At 63.9% G+C, this 15,674-nt stretch carries 20 protein-coding genes and 1 pseudogene; 12 read left to right on the forward strand and 9 right to left on the reverse strand.

What is annotated here, in order from left to right; genetic code table 11:
- Nucleotides 1-9 precede the first annotated feature (9 nt).
- The 9 genes and pseudogenes from QUH67_RS16315 to QUH67_RS34965 all read right to left on the reverse strand — a co-directional run.
- Nucleotides 10-381 (reverse strand): hypothetical protein, encoded by a 372-nt coding sequence (locus tag QUH67_RS16315; protein WP_300947685.1) that lies wholly within the window; start codon nucleotides 379-381, stop codon nucleotides 10-12.
- Nucleotides 382-802: 421 nt separating this feature from the next.
- Nucleotides 803-1,015 carry a hypothetical protein gene (locus QUH67_RS16320; RefSeq protein WP_300947686.1) on the reverse strand — a complete coding sequence of 71 codons (213 nt, stop codon included), beginning with the start codon at nucleotides 1,013-1,015 and terminating at the stop codon, nucleotides 803-805.
- A gap of 14 nt (nucleotides 1,016-1,029) precedes the next feature.
- Nucleotides 1,030-1,296, reverse strand: a complete 267-nt coding sequence (locus QUH67_RS16325; RefSeq protein ID WP_300947687.1) for a hypothetical protein — start codon at nucleotides 1,294-1,296, stop codon at nucleotides 1,030-1,032.
- A complete protein-coding gene (locus tag QUH67_RS16330) occupies nucleotides 1,293-1,640 on the reverse strand; it encodes a DUF3307 domain-containing protein (RefSeq protein WP_300947688.1) in 348 nt (115 codons plus the stop codon). Before QUH67_RS16330 ends, QUH67_RS16325 begins: the two co-directional genes overlap by 4 nt.
- Nucleotides 1,637-1,933, reverse strand: coding sequence for a hypothetical protein (locus tag QUH67_RS16335; RefSeq protein ID WP_300947689.1), 297 nt, complete (start codon nucleotides 1,931-1,933; stop codon nucleotides 1,637-1,639). The genes QUH67_RS16330 and QUH67_RS16335 overlap by 4 nt, the downstream gene beginning before the upstream one ends.
- 2 nt (nucleotides 1,934-1,935) lie before the next feature.
- Nucleotides 1,936-3,642, reverse strand: a complete 1,707-nt coding sequence (locus QUH67_RS16340) for an ATP-binding protein (RefSeq protein WP_300947690.1) — start codon at nucleotides 3,640-3,642, stop codon at nucleotides 1,936-1,938.
- Nucleotides 3,643-3,939: 297 nt separating this feature from the next.
- Nucleotides 3,940-4,134, reverse strand: coding sequence for a hypothetical protein (locus QUH67_RS16345; protein WP_300947691.1), 195 nt, complete (start codon nucleotides 4,132-4,134; stop codon nucleotides 3,940-3,942).
- A gap of 31 nt (nucleotides 4,135-4,165) precedes the next feature.
- Nucleotides 4,166-4,630: a hypothetical protein gene (locus QUH67_RS34960; RefSeq protein ID WP_300948325.1), complete on the reverse strand. Its 465-nt coding sequence runs from the start codon at nucleotides 4,628-4,630 to the stop codon at nucleotides 4,166-4,168.
- A 160-nt stretch (nucleotides 4,631-4,790) separates the two neighbouring features.
- A pseudogene (locus tag QUH67_RS34965) lies at nucleotides 4,791-4,922 on the reverse strand (Rieske 2Fe-2S domain-containing protein); the annotation flags it as partial.
- Nucleotides 4,923-5,603: 681 nt separating this feature from the next.
- Between QUH67_RS34965 and QUH67_RS16360 the strand changes: the two are divergent.
- From QUH67_RS16360 to nuoI, 12 genes are read left to right on the forward strand one after another with little or no spacing between them, the layout of a single operon-like run.
- On the forward strand, nucleotides 5,604-5,969 hold the full coding sequence (locus tag QUH67_RS16360) for an NADH-quinone oxidoreductase subunit A (protein ID WP_057856661.1): 366 nt from the start codon (nucleotides 5,604-5,606) through the stop codon (nucleotides 5,967-5,969).
- Nucleotides 5,960-6,550, forward strand: coding sequence for a NuoB/complex I 20 kDa subunit family protein (locus tag QUH67_RS16365; RefSeq protein WP_407080436.1), 591 nt, complete (start codon nucleotides 5,960-5,962; stop codon nucleotides 6,548-6,550). The genes QUH67_RS16360 and QUH67_RS16365 overlap by 10 nt, the downstream gene beginning before the upstream one ends.
- Before the next feature lie 11 nt (nucleotides 6,551-6,561).
- A complete protein-coding gene (locus QUH67_RS16370) occupies nucleotides 6,562-7,173 on the forward strand; it encodes an NADH-quinone oxidoreductase subunit C (RefSeq protein WP_300947692.1) in 612 nt (203 codons plus the stop codon).
- A gap of 2 nt (nucleotides 7,174-7,175) precedes the next feature.
- Entirely contained in the window at nucleotides 7,176-8,372 is a 1,197-nt protein-coding gene (locus QUH67_RS16375; protein WP_300947693.1) for an NADH-quinone oxidoreductase subunit D, read from the forward strand.
- Nucleotides 8,372-9,331: an FkbM family methyltransferase gene (locus QUH67_RS16380; protein WP_300947694.1), complete on the forward strand. Its 960-nt coding sequence runs from the start codon at nucleotides 8,372-8,374 to the stop codon at nucleotides 9,329-9,331. Before QUH67_RS16375 ends, QUH67_RS16380 begins: the two co-directional genes overlap by 1 nt.
- A gap of 11 nt (nucleotides 9,332-9,342) precedes the next feature.
- The gene (gene nuoE, locus QUH67_RS16385) at nucleotides 9,343-9,954 is read left to right on the forward strand and encodes an NADH-quinone oxidoreductase subunit NuoE (RefSeq protein ID WP_300947695.1); all 612 of its coding nucleotides are present in this window, start codon (nucleotides 9,343-9,345) and stop codon (nucleotides 9,952-9,954) included.
- Nucleotides 9,951-10,166, forward strand: coding sequence for a hypothetical protein (locus QUH67_RS16390; RefSeq protein WP_300947696.1), 216 nt, complete (start codon nucleotides 9,951-9,953; stop codon nucleotides 10,164-10,166). The genes nuoE and QUH67_RS16390 overlap by 4 nt, the downstream gene beginning before the upstream one ends.
- Nucleotides 10,167-10,184: 18 nt before the next feature.
- The gene (gene nuoF, locus QUH67_RS16395) at nucleotides 10,185-11,510 is read left to right on the forward strand and encodes an NADH-quinone oxidoreductase subunit NuoF (RefSeq protein ID WP_300947697.1); all 1,326 of its coding nucleotides are present in this window, start codon (nucleotides 10,185-10,187) and stop codon (nucleotides 11,508-11,510) included.
- Between the two features lie 2 nt (nucleotides 11,511-11,512).
- Complete coding sequence (locus QUH67_RS16400; protein WP_300947698.1) at nucleotides 11,513-12,007, forward strand: hypothetical protein; 495 nt, start codon at nucleotides 11,513-11,515, stop codon at nucleotides 12,005-12,007.
- Between the two features lie 7 nt (nucleotides 12,008-12,014).
- Nucleotides 12,015-14,090, forward strand: a complete 2,076-nt coding sequence (nuoG, locus tag QUH67_RS16405; RefSeq protein ID WP_300947699.1) for an NADH-quinone oxidoreductase subunit NuoG — start codon at nucleotides 12,015-12,017, stop codon at nucleotides 14,088-14,090.
- A 10-nt stretch (nucleotides 14,091-14,100) separates the two neighbouring features.
- Nucleotides 14,101-15,171 (forward strand): NADH-quinone oxidoreductase subunit NuoH, encoded by a 1,071-nt coding sequence (nuoH, locus tag QUH67_RS16410; RefSeq protein WP_300947700.1) that lies wholly within the window; start codon nucleotides 14,101-14,103, stop codon nucleotides 15,169-15,171.
- 7 nt (nucleotides 15,172-15,178) lie between these two features.
- Entirely contained in the window at nucleotides 15,179-15,673 is a 495-nt protein-coding gene (nuoI, locus tag QUH67_RS16415) for an NADH-quinone oxidoreductase subunit NuoI (protein ID WP_300947701.1), read from the forward strand.
- Nucleotide 15,674 lies beyond the last annotated feature (1 nt).

The raw sequence follows: 15,674 nt of genomic DNA on the forward strand, positions 1-15,674 counted from the left end.
TCGACCTCGTTAGGTTGCGTGGAGTTCGGTGCGGACCTGCCCGTAAGAGGCCTTCTTGACGATCGGCTCGAGCCTGATCAGGCCATCGGCGATCAGCTTGTCGCGCTTCGGCTGTTTCAGGCCCTGCCAAGCGTCGATGACGATGATCGGGGCTTCGCCCATCGTGACGGCCGGCTTGGAAGGCGACACGGACACCCAGCCCAGGTTGGGGAACGTCTCGCGGAAGCTGCCGGCAACGTCCGCATCGATCTTCAGGAGATTCTTGATCTCCTTGATGCGCGCGAAGATTTCCGGGTTGTCGCGCTCGATCTCGAGCAGCTCGCGGCAGAGCTCGACGCGGGTCGGAACCTTGGCTTTGGACTTAGCGGCGACGGGCGGCATGGCGGTCCTGGCGCGCGGGGAACGCGGCACAAGGCAACCGCGCGCGGGAGGGAGAATGTTCCATAACGCGTTAAAGAATGTTTACCTTGGTCGCCGATGGGGTCGAATTTATGCGCTTCCGGAGGTGGCAGCCGGAACCGGGAGGGCGATTCGTACGGCTTGTTCGAGCGCATGACGCTGTCTTCGTCCGTCAGCGTGTAGGAGAAGATCGAGCTGCCGCCGTACCAGTGCGTTTCCCAGCCATTGGCCGCGGCGTCGCCTTTGATCGGCACGTCGATGCGCAGCATTCTGGCGCCGAACCGCTCTTCCTCGCGCGCGCGGCCGGCGTGGCTGCGGTGACCGAAGATCTCCACGATCGCCCATTCCCAGCCGTCCGTCTCGGTCATCGCTGTCGTTGTCTCGTTCATGTCACTCACTCGCGTCATCGTCGCAATTCGCGCACGATCCAGCCTCGGCCAAGGAAGTCGCGGAAGCCGCCCCGATGCTGGAAATAGCCGGCTTCTCGCGCACGCTTGAACGCCTGGTACTTGGCAGCCGCGGCGGTGCCAGCCTGCAGCTCGATCTCGCCGAGGCTGTCGCATCGGACGACGTACCACCTCACGGCAAGCCGCAGCTGGTTCGCGTTGCGGATCATTGGGCTGGTGCGTCTCATTGATCCTCGTTCCTGTTTTCGTCCAGCGTGAGGCGAATTTCCGGTGTCAGTTCGGCGTGGTGCCGGAGAATGTCGCCGAGATCGTCGACATCCTGGATCTCGCGCATCGAGCAGCCTTCCCAGAGCACGAGCTTCTCGTCGTCATCGCCGGCTTCTTCGGCCTTGCGAACGATCACCTGGACGAAGAAGGTTTGCAACGGCGGGTCCCAGCCCACGATGACCTTGTTGAGCGGATCGAACGCCTCGATCTCGTGCCGGCTCATGGTCGCACCGCCAGCAATGCAACCCAGAGCGCCTTGCACAGAAGGTGCAGAATTTGGTCGCCGTTATAGGTCAGGAGCCCGCGGCACTTTTCGTAATCGATGAGCGCATGCGTGAAGAATTCGCAGGCGGCAAGCCAGGGCGAGCCGGTAATGAACAACACGGCGGCGGCGTGAATCGTGGCGTGCGAGAGCAGTGCCAAAGGCCAAATCATCTCACCGGCGACGAGGTCCAGGGTTGGGTTCTTGGCTTTGGAGAGCCAATCGCCTTGCAGCGGATAGTCACATAGCGCGTGGGCTGCGACCAAAAGGAACAGCGTGTGCATCAGCTCGCCGTATTCACTCATGCTGCTTCTCCCGCTTGCTTGATCAGGGCCTCGAGATCGTCGGCGATGCCTTGCGCGAGATCCGGCGCAGAGTTGCCAAACTGGTAGGAGCGCAGCGCATGCATCGCCGCTTTCAACGTCTCCACGACCTGATCGTGCGCGTTGACGTACAGGATCAGGTGATGTGCGAGGTCAAGCGCGTTTTCGCACTCGATCGTGATGGTGTGTTCCTCGCGGCCGTCGACGATCAGCACGGCCTCGTCGAACGGCGAGCGGTGATGATCGGAGAGCTCGATGCGCGGCAGGGTGGTCATGCTTAACCCATCAGTGAAGGCGAGCATCGGATATTACCGCCATCGGTTTCGATCAGACCTGGCGACCGCAGCCGGGAAATGTAGGTACCGAACGAACCGCCGCCGGCGGCCATGTTGATTTCGGCGGCGAGATCCTCGCGCGACGTCCAGTCCGGATAGCGCTTCGCGAGCGCGTCCAGCATCGGGCCGATGCTTTGGATTTTCGACTTCCAGAACGCGACGAGCTCGGGGCCGGGCGGCGGCAGCGGCACGACGCTGTCGCCGGCGGCCTCGACGCCGGTTTCTGTGGCGAAGAATTCGTCGCCGCGGCGTTCGATGCAGCCGGCAGTGCGGAGGCGGGAGACGTAGGTGCCCCAGGTGCCACCCTTTCGCTTGAGGCCGGCGGCGATCGCCCATTGCGCCTCGGTCATGCCGGCGGGATGCACCGCGGCCAGGGCGGCGAGGGGGCGCCGCTCGGCGCCGAGTTTGAGGTTGCCGTCGCCACCCGCATCCACAGGCTTCGGCTTGCGTGGTGCCGTTGGAGGTGCCGGCCCGCGCATCGGGGTGTCCACGGTATTGCTTTTCACCGTTGGCGGGCCCGATTTCTGGAGTTCCTTGTCGACGATGGTGCGTTGAGACTTGATGTCCGCGACGGCGCGACTGAAGCCGACGCCGATCAAGGCGAGATGCTTGTCGAACGCCTCGTAGGCCGCGGCGCACCAGCCCAGGCCGCGCTTGAATCCGCGCACTTCGGCCGCGGCGATCGCGCCGGGATCCGCGGCCGGAGGTGCGGGCTTGCGCAGCTGTGCCTCGAGCTCGGCGACGCGCTTTTGCAGGATCTTCGGATCCTTGGCCGCGGCCTCGGTCCGGACCTGGGCGAACTTGGCCTGCAGCTTCTCGACGTCGATCGGCGCCAGGCGTTTTGCGGTTTTGCCGGTGCCCTGGACCTTGCTCGAATCGTAGGTCGACGGCATCGGAAAGGTGACGCGCTTGAGGAAGCCGGCCTCCGGCGACCACGCCCAGGCTTCGCCGGTTTTCAGGCTGGGCAGCGAGGCGATGATCTCCTTGCCGGTGTCCTTGTCGGCCTGGTCGGCGATCCACTCCTCGACGGCCTTGCGGTCCTGCGGCGCGATCAGGCGCATCGCGACCAGCGTCTCGACCTGGGTCAGGCTGTCCTTGTGCACTTTCGCCGGACGCTGGCTGATCAGCACGATGCGCAGGCCGCGGGAGCGGCCGAGGCTGATCAGGTTGTTGGCCGCGTGCAGCATGTCCGGCATGGCGCCGGCTCCGCGGGTTCCCGCCTGCGGGGCGAACAGATGCGCCTCATCGATAACGAGCCGCAGCGGGCCGCGGTTGACCCGCAGGATAGTGTCGGCGAAGTCGGTAAAGAACCGCATCCGCTCGCCGGTCTTGAGCCTCGTCGTGTCCAGGATCGCCGGCGTGGACGTCTCGCCGATCGCCTCGGCCATCATTTCGCCCTGGTTGGCCAAAAGCGGGAAATCGCCATGGTCACCGCCGAACACGTAGATCGGCAGACCCTTGCGCTTGCCGTCGGCGGCCAGGCGCAGCCCCCACCAGGCGCCGGTAGGGTCGATGATGCAGACGCGCTCCTCGGCCGCGAGTGCGGGCTCGATGATGCCGCTCTTGGCGGAACCGGTCTTGCCGCTGCCGGTCTTGCCGACGAAGGCGATGTGATGCTCGAGCGCCGACCGGGGGATCGGGTTTTTCATGGGTTCCGTCCTGGAATGAGCTGGGGACAACGCGACGCAACACGCACAAAAAAATTTCCGACTCCGCGGTCAGGCAGAGTCGGAAATGCGGGCTTAGGGGCCGGTTTTGCCGGCCGAAGAGTCGGAAAGGGTGTTGAGAACGCTAGAAAAGCGCCGCCCTGTCACGGCGGAGGCCGCGGGTTCGAGTCCCGTCTCTCGCGCCATCCCTCGATGGCTTGACGTCAATCTCAGTGATCGCCGCAAACAAAAAGGCCGCCCTCAAGGCGGCCGTTTTTATTTCAAGGCCAGCAGGATCGTTTAGCGGACCGTCGAGGTGTTCGAGCTGGTCACAACCACCGGCTTTCCGGCCTTCACCACCTGCGCGGTCTGGCTGTAATCGGCACCGGTACGGGCGGAGATGCCGAGCGCCGCCACGGCGATACCCGCCACCAAGGCGACGACCACGATCTTCAAATGCGTACTGCGGTCCGCAGAGTGGATTGAGTGGTTCATGTGATGCCTCCCGGACGCCTGCCGCGCCCTGTTAAGCGAGAGAACTACGCCCGATGTGTTTCAGGATCGTTTCGCGGTTCCGGCAAAATGGTTTCATTCGGCCAGTTTCTGGCCTGTTTTTCGCCAAAGCATCGTGATGCAGGTCACATAGGATTTTGCCCCCGCCACGCGGGCCGGCGGTGGGAAGCGGGGCGGGGTCTCGGTTTCGCCGGATCATCAGGACGCCGCGGTCGCTCCGGCCGAAATGTTCTTCCGAATGCAGCGTCACCGGCCCCTGGCCGACCTGCGCCACATAGACCCGGAACAAGGTGTCGTCGATCGGCAGCGTCCAGCCGATCGATTCGACGCGGGCGAATTGCGCGACGCGCGGGTTGGGCACGCGCAGCGTGGGGAGGGCGGCTTCCGTCACGCGGTAAGACACCTTGCCGTCGTCCTGATGCCGGATCGAGCGCATGGTGACGCCGCGCGGCGACATCTCGAATTTCACCTCCGGCATCGAGACCATCATTACGGTGAGTTGCGGGGCCTGAGAACGATCCGTGCAGCCACGGGGTACCAGGGCCTGGCGCATCTTGTCCTTGAACAGGCCGCCCCTCGGGCTCGCAGGGCTGTTCGAGGCAATGGCTCTCGATGTCGAACTTCAAGCCGTGGTAGCAGCAGTGGATACCGTCGTCCTCGACCTTGCCGTAGCGCAGCGTGGTGCCGCGGTGGCGGCAGCGCGCGTGGAGCAGGCCGGCACGGCCATGCCTGTCGCGAAACAGGACCAGGTCCTCGCCCAGCACGCGCACTTTTCTGGGGATATCGGCGGCGTCACTGAGGAGGCCGACCGGGTGCCAGTAGCGCGCAACAGCCCGCCCATCGGTGTGCCGCGGCTGACTGAGGTCAGTTCGGTCCGGGTCATCGACGGCCTCATGGCGTAGCCGGTCCCGAGATCGCGATCCCGCTGCGTAACGTTCATGCCGCTTCCTCCCGCGACGGCTTTGGCGCCGCTATCGTCCGATGCCACAGTGAAAGGCAGATCGATGACAATGGCGGAACTGGTCACGCGGAATTTGGTCGCCAAGGAGGTCAATCCACGGGACAACCGCGAGACCTTGGTCTGTCTGACTAAGGCGGGGCTGGCGGCGCAGACGTCGTAGTGGCAGGTGCGCAGGAACGTAACCGGCGGCTCCTGGAACGGTTCGGCAAGGACGAGTTCAGCGTCCTGCGTGACAGATCGATCGGCTCACCGACACGACTGCCCGGATGCTCGCCGACGAGAAGGATCTGCACTAAATTTCCGCATGGTCGGGCCAAACGCGTCGGCCAGCGAGGTAGGAGCACAACACCTTTTGACTTCGGCCGACGTGCCAAGAACCTGGAATAAGGTCAAGTTGGCTTGTCTTGCGCCCTCTGTTGCGCTGCGCTAAGCCAAGAATAATTCCAATCAACGAATCTGCGGGCGAAATCCGCAGGAAAAGGCACCGCCGATGACCGGCATCCTGCAGAATTACCTTCCACTTGTCGTGTTTATCGGGGTGGCGAGCCTGATCGGTCTGGCGCTATTGATCGCCCCGTTCCTGGTCGCGTTCCAGCAGCCGGACCCGGAAAAGCTGTCCGCCTATGAATGCGGATTCAACGCATTTGACGACGCCCGCATGAAGTTCGACGTCCGCTTCTATCTGGTCGCGATCCTCTTCATCATTTTCGATCTCGAAGTAGCGTTTCTGTTCCCGTGGGCGGTCGCCTTCGGCAAGTTGGGCGCTACCGGCTTCTGGTCGATGATGGTGTTCCTCGCCGTCCTCACGGTCGGCTTTGCTTATGAGTGGAAGAAAGGCGCGCTCGAATGGGATTGAGCCCGACTGCGACAGGCTCTTCGCCTGCGATCGCGCAGGCGCCGAAGGGCATTCTTGACCCGTCGACCGGTAAGCCGGTCGGGGCCAATGACCCGTTCTTCCTCGAGGTCAATCACGAACTGTCTGACAAGGGGTTCTTCGTCGCCACCGCTGACGATCTGATCACGTGGGCGCGCACGGGCTCGCTGATGTGGATGACGTTCGGCCTGGCCTGCTGCGCGGTCGAGATGATGCAGGTGTCGATGCCGCGCTACGACGTCGAACGCTTCGGCTTTGCGCCCCGCGCCTCGCCGCGGCAGTCCGACGTCATGATCGTGGCGGGCACGCTGACCAACAAGATGGCGCCGGCGCTGCGGAAGGTCTACGACCAGATGCCCGAGCCGCGCTACGTGATCTCGATGGGATCGTGCGCCAATGGCGGCGGCTACTACCACTATTCCTATTCGGTCGTGCGCGGCTGCGACCGCATCGTGCCGGTCGATATCTACGTGCCCGGGTGCCCGCCGACGGCGGAAGCGCTGCTGTACGGCGTGCTGCTGCTGCAGAAGAAGATCCGGCGCATCGGGACCATCGAACGCTAAGGTTTTAGGGAATGGACGACGGCAAACTCGACGCCCTTGGGCAGACGATTGTTAGCGCGCTTCCGGGCGCGGCCTCTGCCCATGCGGTCGCGTTCAACCAGCTCACCGTCACGGTCGATGCGATGAAGATCGTCGAGGTGATGAAGCACCTGCGCGACGATCCGGCGCTGCGCTTCGTCAACTTCACCGACGTGACGGCCGTGGACTATCCCGGCCGCGAGAAGCGCTTCGACGTGGTCTATCATCTGCTGTCGCCGACCCTGAACGAGCGTATTCGTATTCGCAGCGAGGCCGACGAGACCACGCAGGTGCCGTCGATCATCGACGTGTTTCCCGGCGCCGACTGGTTCGAGCGCGAGGCCTACGATCTCTACGGCGTGATCTTCACCGGCCATCCCGACATGCGGCGGCTGCTGACGGATTACGGTTTCGACGGCCATCCGCTGCGCAAGGACTTTCCGCTCACCGGCTTCGTCGAGGTTCGCTACGACGACCAGGAGAAGCGGGTGCTGTACGAGCCGGTGCGTCTGAACCAGGAATTCCGCAAATTCGATTTTCTCTCGCCATGGGAAGGCGCGGACTATCCGCTGCCGGGCGACGAGAAGGCTGAGCCGAAGGCCTGACCATGAATGAACAACCGGAACACCTCCGCAATTTTACGATCAACTTCGGGCCGCAGCACCCTGCGGCTCATGGTGTGTTGCGGCTCGTCCTTGAATTGGACGGCGAAGTGGTCGAGCGTGTCGATCCACATATCGGCCTCCTGCATCGCGGTACCGAAAAGCTGATCGAGCAGAAGACGTACCTGCAGGCGATTCCCTATTTCGACCGTCTCGATTACGTCGCTCCGATGAACCAGGAGCACGCGTTCTGCCTTGCGGCGGAAAAGCTGCTCGGCATCACGGTGCCGCGGCGCGGGCAGTTGATCCGCGTGCTGTATTGCGAGATCGGCCGCATCCTGTCGCATCTGCTTAACGTCACCACGCAGGCGATGGACGTCGGCGCGCTTACTCCGCCGCTGTGGGGCTTTGAAGAGCGCGAAAAGCTGATGGTGTTTTACGAGCGAGCCTCCGGCTCGCGCATGCACGCGGCGTACTTCCGCGTCGGCGGCGTGCATCAGGACCTGCCGCCGAAACTGATCGACGATATCGACGCCTGGTGCGACCCGTTCCTGCAGGTCGTCGCGGATCTCGAGACGCTTCTGACCGGCAACCGCATCTTCAAGCAGCGCAACGTCGACATCGGCGTTGTCTCGCTGAAGGAAGCCTGGGAGTGGGGTTTTTCGGGCGTGATGGTACGCGGCTCCGGCGCGGCCTGGGATCTGCGCAAGTCGCAGCCCTATGAGTGCTACGCCGAGATGGATTTCGACATTCCGATCGGCAAGAACGGCGACTGCTACGACCGCTACTGCATCCGCATGGAAGAGATGCGCCAGTCGGTGCGGATCATGAAGCAGTGCATTGCCAAGCTGCGGGCGCCTGACGGGCAGGGGCCCGTTGTCGTCGAGGACAACAAGGTAGCGCCGCCGCGTCGCGGCGAGATGAAGCGCTCGATGGAAGCGCTGATCCATCACTTCAAGCTCTATACCGAGGGCGTCCACGTGCCGGCCGGCGAGGTCTACGTCGCGGTAGAGGCGCCGAAGGGCGAGTTCGGCGTGTACCTGGTGGCGGACGGCACCAACAAGCCCTACAAATGCAAGATCCGCGCGCCGGGCTTTGCCCATCTGCAGGCGATGCATCACATCTGCAAAGGCCATCTGCTCGCCGACGTCTCGGCGATTCTCGGCTCGCTCGACATCGTGTTCGGAGAGGTCGATCGGTGATGGCGCAGGCGCCCATCCAGTTTGACCGGGCATCGGGCGTGCTTGCGGGCGCCAACGCGTGGGAGCGTTTGGCCGCGGTGGCGCTCGTGCTGGGCTCAAAAGTGGGGGCGCATTTCTCGCATCGCGGCTACAACATGTGCGCCAACCTGTTGCGCACGACGCTGCCCGAGCGCGGCATCCAGGTCAAACTCAACCCGGACGCCCTCTTCGAGTTTCCCTATGGCGACGGCTACTGGAGCAAGCTGCTCAACCGCACCTATCACTACGAGGACGAACTCGAACTGCTGTTCAAGGACTCCGCCGACGTCGACTACACGCTGCTCGATTGCGGCGCCAATTATGGCTACTGGTCGGTGCTGGTGTCGAGCAAGCCGTTCGGCTCGCACAAGGCGATCGCGATCGAGCCGTCGGGACAGAATTATCCAAAGCTTGCCAACAACGCTCGGATCAACGGCAATCGCTTCGAGACGATGAAATGCGCGATCGGCGCGGCGCGAGGCACCGCGCGGCTGTCCGGCACCAAGCATGAGGCGTTTTCGATCGCCGGCGACCAGTCGGGCGGCGAGGAGGTGCCGGTTCTCGCGCTCGATAACCTGATCGATGACGGCAAGGTCGCCGCCGACGGCAAATTCCTGATCAAGCTCGACGTCGAGGGCGTCGAGATCGAGGCCATGAAGGGCGGCGCGCGGCTGATGCAGGGCGACAGCGTTTTGCTATGCGAGGAGCACGGCAACGATCCCGCCCACACCGTGTCGCGCTATATCCTCGAACAGACTCCGCTGACGCTGATCGTCTATGATCCGCGCAGCAATCGCCTTGAAACCGTGACCGACCTGTCGATTCTGGACCGGATCAAGGTTTCAACCCATGTCGGCTACAACGTGTTCGGCACCGCAAGTGCATTCTGGCTCGCCCGGATCGATGCGCTCAATGCGAAGGCCGGGCGCCGCGTGCAATGAGAGACTAAACGATGTCCGTCCGCCGCCTCGCACCGAAGGAATTGCAGCCCGCGAGCTTTACGTTCTCGGATGAGAACCTCGCCTGGGCCAAGGCGCAGATCGCAAAATATCCGCCGGGCCGGCAGGCGTCCGCGGTGATCGCGATCCTGTGGCGCGTGCAGGAACAGCACGAGGGATGGGTGTCGGAAGCCGCGATCCGCGCTGTCGCTGACCTGCTGGAGATGCCCTACATTCGCGTGCTGGAAGTGGCGACCTTCTACACGATGTTTCAGCTGCAGCCGGTCGGCAAGAAGGCCCATGTGCAGGTCTGTGGCACCACGCCCTGCCGCCTGCGCGGCGCCGGCGATCTGATCGAGGTGTGCCAGCACCGCATTCATCACGATCCCTTCGAACTTTCGAAGGACGGTAATTTCAGCTGGGAAGAGGTCGAGTGCCTGGGCGCCTGCGTGAATGCGCCGATGGTGCAGATCTGGAAGGACACCTACGAGGACCTGACCAAGGAAAGCTTTGGCAAGGTGCTGGACGGCTTTGCGTCCGGCAATCCGCCGAAGCCGGGCCCGCAAATCGACCGTCAGTTCTCGGCGCCGGTGGGCGGACCGACGACGCTGAAGGAAACCACATGACGCGTAACGGCACATGGCCCGCGATCGGGCAGGGAGGGGTCAGCGCGATGAAGAACTGGCGCTATATCGCCATGCACACCGTTGCAGCGGCCGCATTCATCTTCCTGCTGCAGCGTTACGGGTTGAACGCAACCCTCGAATCCAGCCTGCTGTGGGCGATCACCTTCGGCGGATGCGCCGCGGGCCTCGCCTACGCGCAATCCAATCGTTGATCCCGGGAAATTCAAGTCATGCTCGACGACAAGGATCGCATCTTCAAGAACCTCTACGGGCTCCACGACTGGGGGCTGGAGGGCGCGCGCCGCCGGGGGGCGTGGGACGGCACGAAAGCGATCATCGACAAGGGCCGTGACTGGATCATCAACGAGATGAAGGCCTCCGGCCTGCGCGGCCGCGGCGGGGCGGGATTCCCGACCGGGCTGAAATGGTCGTTCATGCCCAAGGAATCGACCGACGGCCGGCCAAGCTATCTGGTCGTCAACGCCGACGAGTCCGAGCCCGGTACCTGCAAGGACCGCGAGATCATGCGGCACGATCCGCATCTGTTGGTCGAGGGCTGTCTGCTCGCCAGTTTCGCGATGAACGCGCATGTCTGCTACATCTATGTGCGCGGCGAATTCATCCGCGAGCGCGAGCATCTGCAGGCCGCGATCGACCAGGCCTATGACGCAAAGCTGGTCGGCAAGGACAATATCAACGGCTGGCCGTTCGATATCTATGTCGCGCATGGCGCCGGCGCTTATATCTGCGGTGAAGAGACCGCGCTCCTGGAGTCCCTCGAAGGCAAGAAGGGCCAGCCGCGGCTGAAGCCGCCATTCCCGGCCAATGTCGGCCTCTATGGCTGCCCGACCACGGTCAACAACGTCGAATCCATCGCGGTCGCGCCCGACATCCTGCGGCGCGGTGCGGCGTGGTTCGCCGCGATCGGCCGGCCGAACAATGTCGGCACCAAGCTGTTTTGCGTTTCCGGCCATGTCGAGCGCCCCTGCAACGTCGAAGAGGCGATGGGGATTCCGTTCCGCGAATTGATCGAGCGGCATTGCGGCGGCATTCGCGGCGGCTGGGACAATCTGAAGGCGGTGATTCCGGGCGGCTCGTCGGTGCGCATGGTGCCGGCCGAGCAGATCATCGACACGCCGATGGATTTTGACAGCCTCGGCAAGCTCCGTTCCGGCCTCGGCACCGCCGCGGTGATCGTGATGGACAAGTCGACCGACCTGATCCGGGCGATCGCGCGCATTTCCTATTTCTACAAGCACGAGAGCTGCGGCCAGTGCACGCCGTGCCGCGAAGGCACCGGCTGGATGTGGCGCGTGCTGACGCGCATGGCCGACGGCCGCGCCCACAAGCGCGAGATCGACATGCTGCTGGAAGTGACCAAGCAGGTCGAAGGCCACACCATCTGTGCGCTCGGCGACGCGGCGGCGTGGCCGATCCAGGGCCTGATCGCGCATTTCCGTCACGAGATCGAGGCGCGGATCTCCGAGTATTCGCACAAGGCCGACATCGACGATATCGGCGTGCGCGATCCCGTGAACATGGTCGCGGCGGAGTAGAGATGACAATTTCGCAACCGAGCTTCTGGTGGCAGAGATACGGGACGCTGGCGCAGATGGCGCAGGCGGCCGTGGCGCTGCTCGGCTTTGTTGCGATTCTGATCCAGATCAACGAGATCCGCACCAACAACCGCGCGTCGAGCGCGCGGGCTGCGTTTCTGGGCTACACGGATCTGGCGTTCAAGAACCCGAGATTCGCGCAGCCCGACTACGAGAAGATCAAGGCGGCCGGCCGCGACGAGCAGGTGCAGTACGAGAGTTTTGTCACCTACTTTCTCTATTCCTGCGAAGAAGCCATCAGCGCGTTCGCTGGAAAGCGCGAGTGGCTGGCCTCCTGCGATTACGACCTGAAGCCGCATCTGCCGTTCCTCTGTGAGAAGAACGTGGCGCAGCCGGCCTGGCTCGCCACCTACGGCGCCGAGACCCAGCAATGGGTCAAGGCGTCGCTGAAGACCGCCAGCGTTACACCGCCAGACTGCAAGCTGGGAAAGACCTGAGACCGCAATGACCAAACTCATCATCGACGGCAAAGAGATCGATGTCCCCGCGGAATACACGCTGCTGCAGGCCTGCGAGGCCGCCGGCGCCGAAATCCCGCGCTTCTGCTACCACGAGCGGCTGTCGATCGCCGGCAATTGCCGGATGTGCCTGGTGGAAGTGAAGGGCGGCCCGAAGCCGGTCGCGAGCTGCGCCTGGGGCGTGCGCGATTGTCGGCCGGGCCCGAAGGGCGAGCCGCCGGAAATCTCGACGCGTTCGCCGATGGTCAAGAAGGCGCGCGAAGGCGTGATGGAGTTTTTGCTGATCAACCATCCGCTGGATTGCCCGATCTGCGACCAGGGCGGCGAATGCGACCTGCAGGACCAGGCGATGGGCTACGGCGTCGACACCTCGCGCTTCGCCGAAAACAAGCGCGCCGTCGAGGACAAATATCTCGGCGCGCTGGTCAAGACCTCGATGAACCGCTGCATCCAGTGCACGCGCTGCGTCCGCTTCTCCGCCGAAGTCGCCGGCGCGCCGGAGATGGGCGCCACCGGCCGCGGCGAGGACATGGAGATCACGACCTATCTGGAGCAGGCGCTGACCTCCGAACTGCAGGGCAACCTCGTCGATATCTGCCCGGTGGGCGCGCTGACTTCGAAGCCTTACGCATTCGCCGCGCGCCCGTGGGAGCTCGGCAAGACGCAGTCGATCGACGTCATGGACGGCGTGGGCTCGGCGATCCGCGTCGATACCCGCGGCCGCGAGGTGATGCGGATCCTGCCGCGCATCAACGAGGCGGTGAACGAGGAGTGGATTTCCGACAAGACCCGTCACGTCGTCGACGGGCTGCGGACGCAGCGGCTCGACCGGCCGTATGTCCGCGAAGCCGGCAAGCTGCGCGCCGCGTCCTGGCCGGAGGCCTTTGCGGCCATTGCGGCCAAGACCGCCCGCATCGACGGCAAACGCATTGGGGCGATCGCCGGCGATCTCGCCGCGGTCGAGGAAATGTTCGCGCTGAAGGAATTGCTGTCGAAGTGCGGTTCTTCCAATCTGGCGGTGCAGGGCGGCGATGCCTTCGATCCTGCGCTCGGCCGCGCCAGCTATATCTTCAATCCGACCATCGCCGGGATCGAGCAGGCCGACGCGCTGCTGATCATCGGCTCCAATCCGCGACGGGAAGCCGCCGTGCTCAACGCGCGGATTCGCAAGCGCTGGCGCACCGGCCAGCTCAAGGTCGGCGTCATCGGCCCCAACGCCGATCTCACCTATGATTACGATTATCTCGGCGCGGGCACGGATACGCTGACCGACCTCGCCAGCGGCAAGCATTCCTTTATCGATGTGCTGAAGGGTGCCAAGAACCCGATCGTGCTCGTCGGCGCCGGTTCGCTGTCGCGGCACGACGGCGCGGCGGTGCTGGCGCTCGCCGCCAAGATCGCCACGGGCACAGGCGCGCTGAAGGACGGCTGGAACGGTTTTGCCGTGCTGCACGACACCGCCTCGCGCGTCGGTGCGCTCGATATCGGTTTTGGGACGGGAGCCGGCGGCCTCACCCTTGCGCAGATGACGACGTTCGGCACGATGGACGTTCTGTTCCTGCTCGGCGCGGATGACGTGAAGGTGCCTGACGGCACGTTCGTGGTCTATATCGGCACCCACGGCGACCGCGGCGCGCACCGCGCCGACGTCATCCTGCCGGGCGCGGCCTATACCGAAAAATCCGGCCTCTACGTCAACACCGAGGGCCGGGCGCAGATCGCGGCCCGCGCGGCGTTCCCGCCCGGCGAGGCGCGCGAGGACTGGGCGATCATCCGCGCGCTCTCCGACGTGCTCGGCAAGAAGCTGCCCTATGATTCCCTGCAGGCGCTGCGCCAGGCGCTGTTCAAGGCCGCGCCGCATCTGATGCGGATCGACCAGATCGAGCCCGGCAAGGCCGGCGACGTCAATGCGTTGGCCGGCAAAGGCGGCAAGGTCGACAAGACCCCGCTGAAATCGTCCGTCGAGGATTTCTATCTGACCAACCCGATCGCGCGGGCCTCCGCTGTCATGGCGGAATGCTCCCGGCTGGCGGCCGGTCGAATGCTGACGGCAGCAGAGTGAGCATGAACTGATGGCTGATTTCTTCGCAAGCCCGTTCTGGACCGGCTTTCTCTGGCCGCTGATCGTGATGGTCGCGCAGAGCGTCCTACTGCTCGTCGTGCTGCTGGTCGCGATCGCCTACATCCTGCTCGCCGACCGCAAGATCTGGGCGGCGGTGCAGATCCGCCGCGGCCCCAACGTGGTCGGCCCGTGGGGCCTGCTGCAATCCTTCGCCGATCTGCTCAAGTTCGTGCTGAAGGAGCCGATCATCCCGTCCGGCTCCAACAAGGGCGTGTTCCTGCTGGCGCCGCTGGTGTCCTGCGTGCTGGCGCTGGCCGCCTGGGCCGTGATCCCGATGGATCTCGGCTGGGTGATCTCCGACATCAATGTCGGCGTGCTCTATATCTTCGCGATATCGTCGCTGTCGATCTACGGCATCATCATGGCCGGCTGGTCGTCGAACTCGAAATATCCGTTCCTGGCAGCACTTCGCTCGGCGGCGCAGATGGTGTCCTACGAAGTCTCGATTGGCTTCGTCATCATCACGGTGCTGCTGTGCGCCGGTACGCTCAACCTTTCGGCCATTGTGGAAGCGCAGAACACGCGTGGCCTCGCCAACCTGATCGGCCTGCCACAGCTCACCATCCTGAACTGGTATGTGTGGCCGCTGTTCCCGATGTTCGTGGTGTTCTACGTCTCGGCGCTCGCCGAGACCAACCGTCCGCCGTTCGACCTGGTGGAAGCGGAATCCGAACTGGTCGCGGGCTTCATGGTCGAATACGGCTCGACGCCGTATCTGCTGTTCATGCTCGGCGAATATGTCGCGATCACCACGATGTGCGCGCTGGCGACGATCCTGTTCCTCGGCGGCTGGCTGCCGCCGGTGGATCTGCCGCCGTTCAACTGGGTCCCGGGCGCGGTGTGGTTCGCGCTGAAACTGTTCTTCATGTTCTTCCTGATCGCGATGGCGAAGGCGATCGTGCCGCGCTACCGCTACGACCAACTGATGCGACTCGGCTGGAAAGTATTCCTGCCGTTGTCGCTGGCGATGGTGGTGATTGTGGCCGGCGTGCTGCAATTCGCCGGCATCGCGCCGAAGTGAGGTTGCTATGAGCGTCAACATCAACGCAACGGCCCGGGCGCTTCTCCTGACCGAATTCGTATCGGCGTTCTTTCTCGCCATGCGGTATTTCTTCAAGCCGAAGCCGACGCTGAACTATCCGTTCGAGAAGGGCCCGATCTCGCCGCGCTTTCGTGGGGAGCACGCGCTGCGCCGCTATCCGAACGGCGAGGAACGCTGCATCGCCTGCAAGCTGTGCGAGGCGATCTGCCCGGCGCAGGCGATCACGATCGAGGCCGGTCCGCGCCGCAACGACGGCACCCGCCGCACCGTGCGCTACGACATCGACATGGTGAAATGCATCTATTGCGGCCTGTGCCAGGAGGCCTGCCCGGTCGATGCGATCGTCGAGGGACCGAATTTCGAATTCGCGACCGAGACCCGTGAGGAACTCTATTATGACAAGGCGAAACTGCTCGCCAATGGCGACCGCTGGGAGCGCGAGATTGCAAAATCGATCGAACTCGACGCGCCGTACCGGTGAG

The organism is Bradyrhizobium roseum (genome assembly GCF_030413175.1).
Lineage (GTDB): Bacteria > Pseudomonadota > Alphaproteobacteria > Rhizobiales > Xanthobacteraceae > Bradyrhizobium > Bradyrhizobium roseum.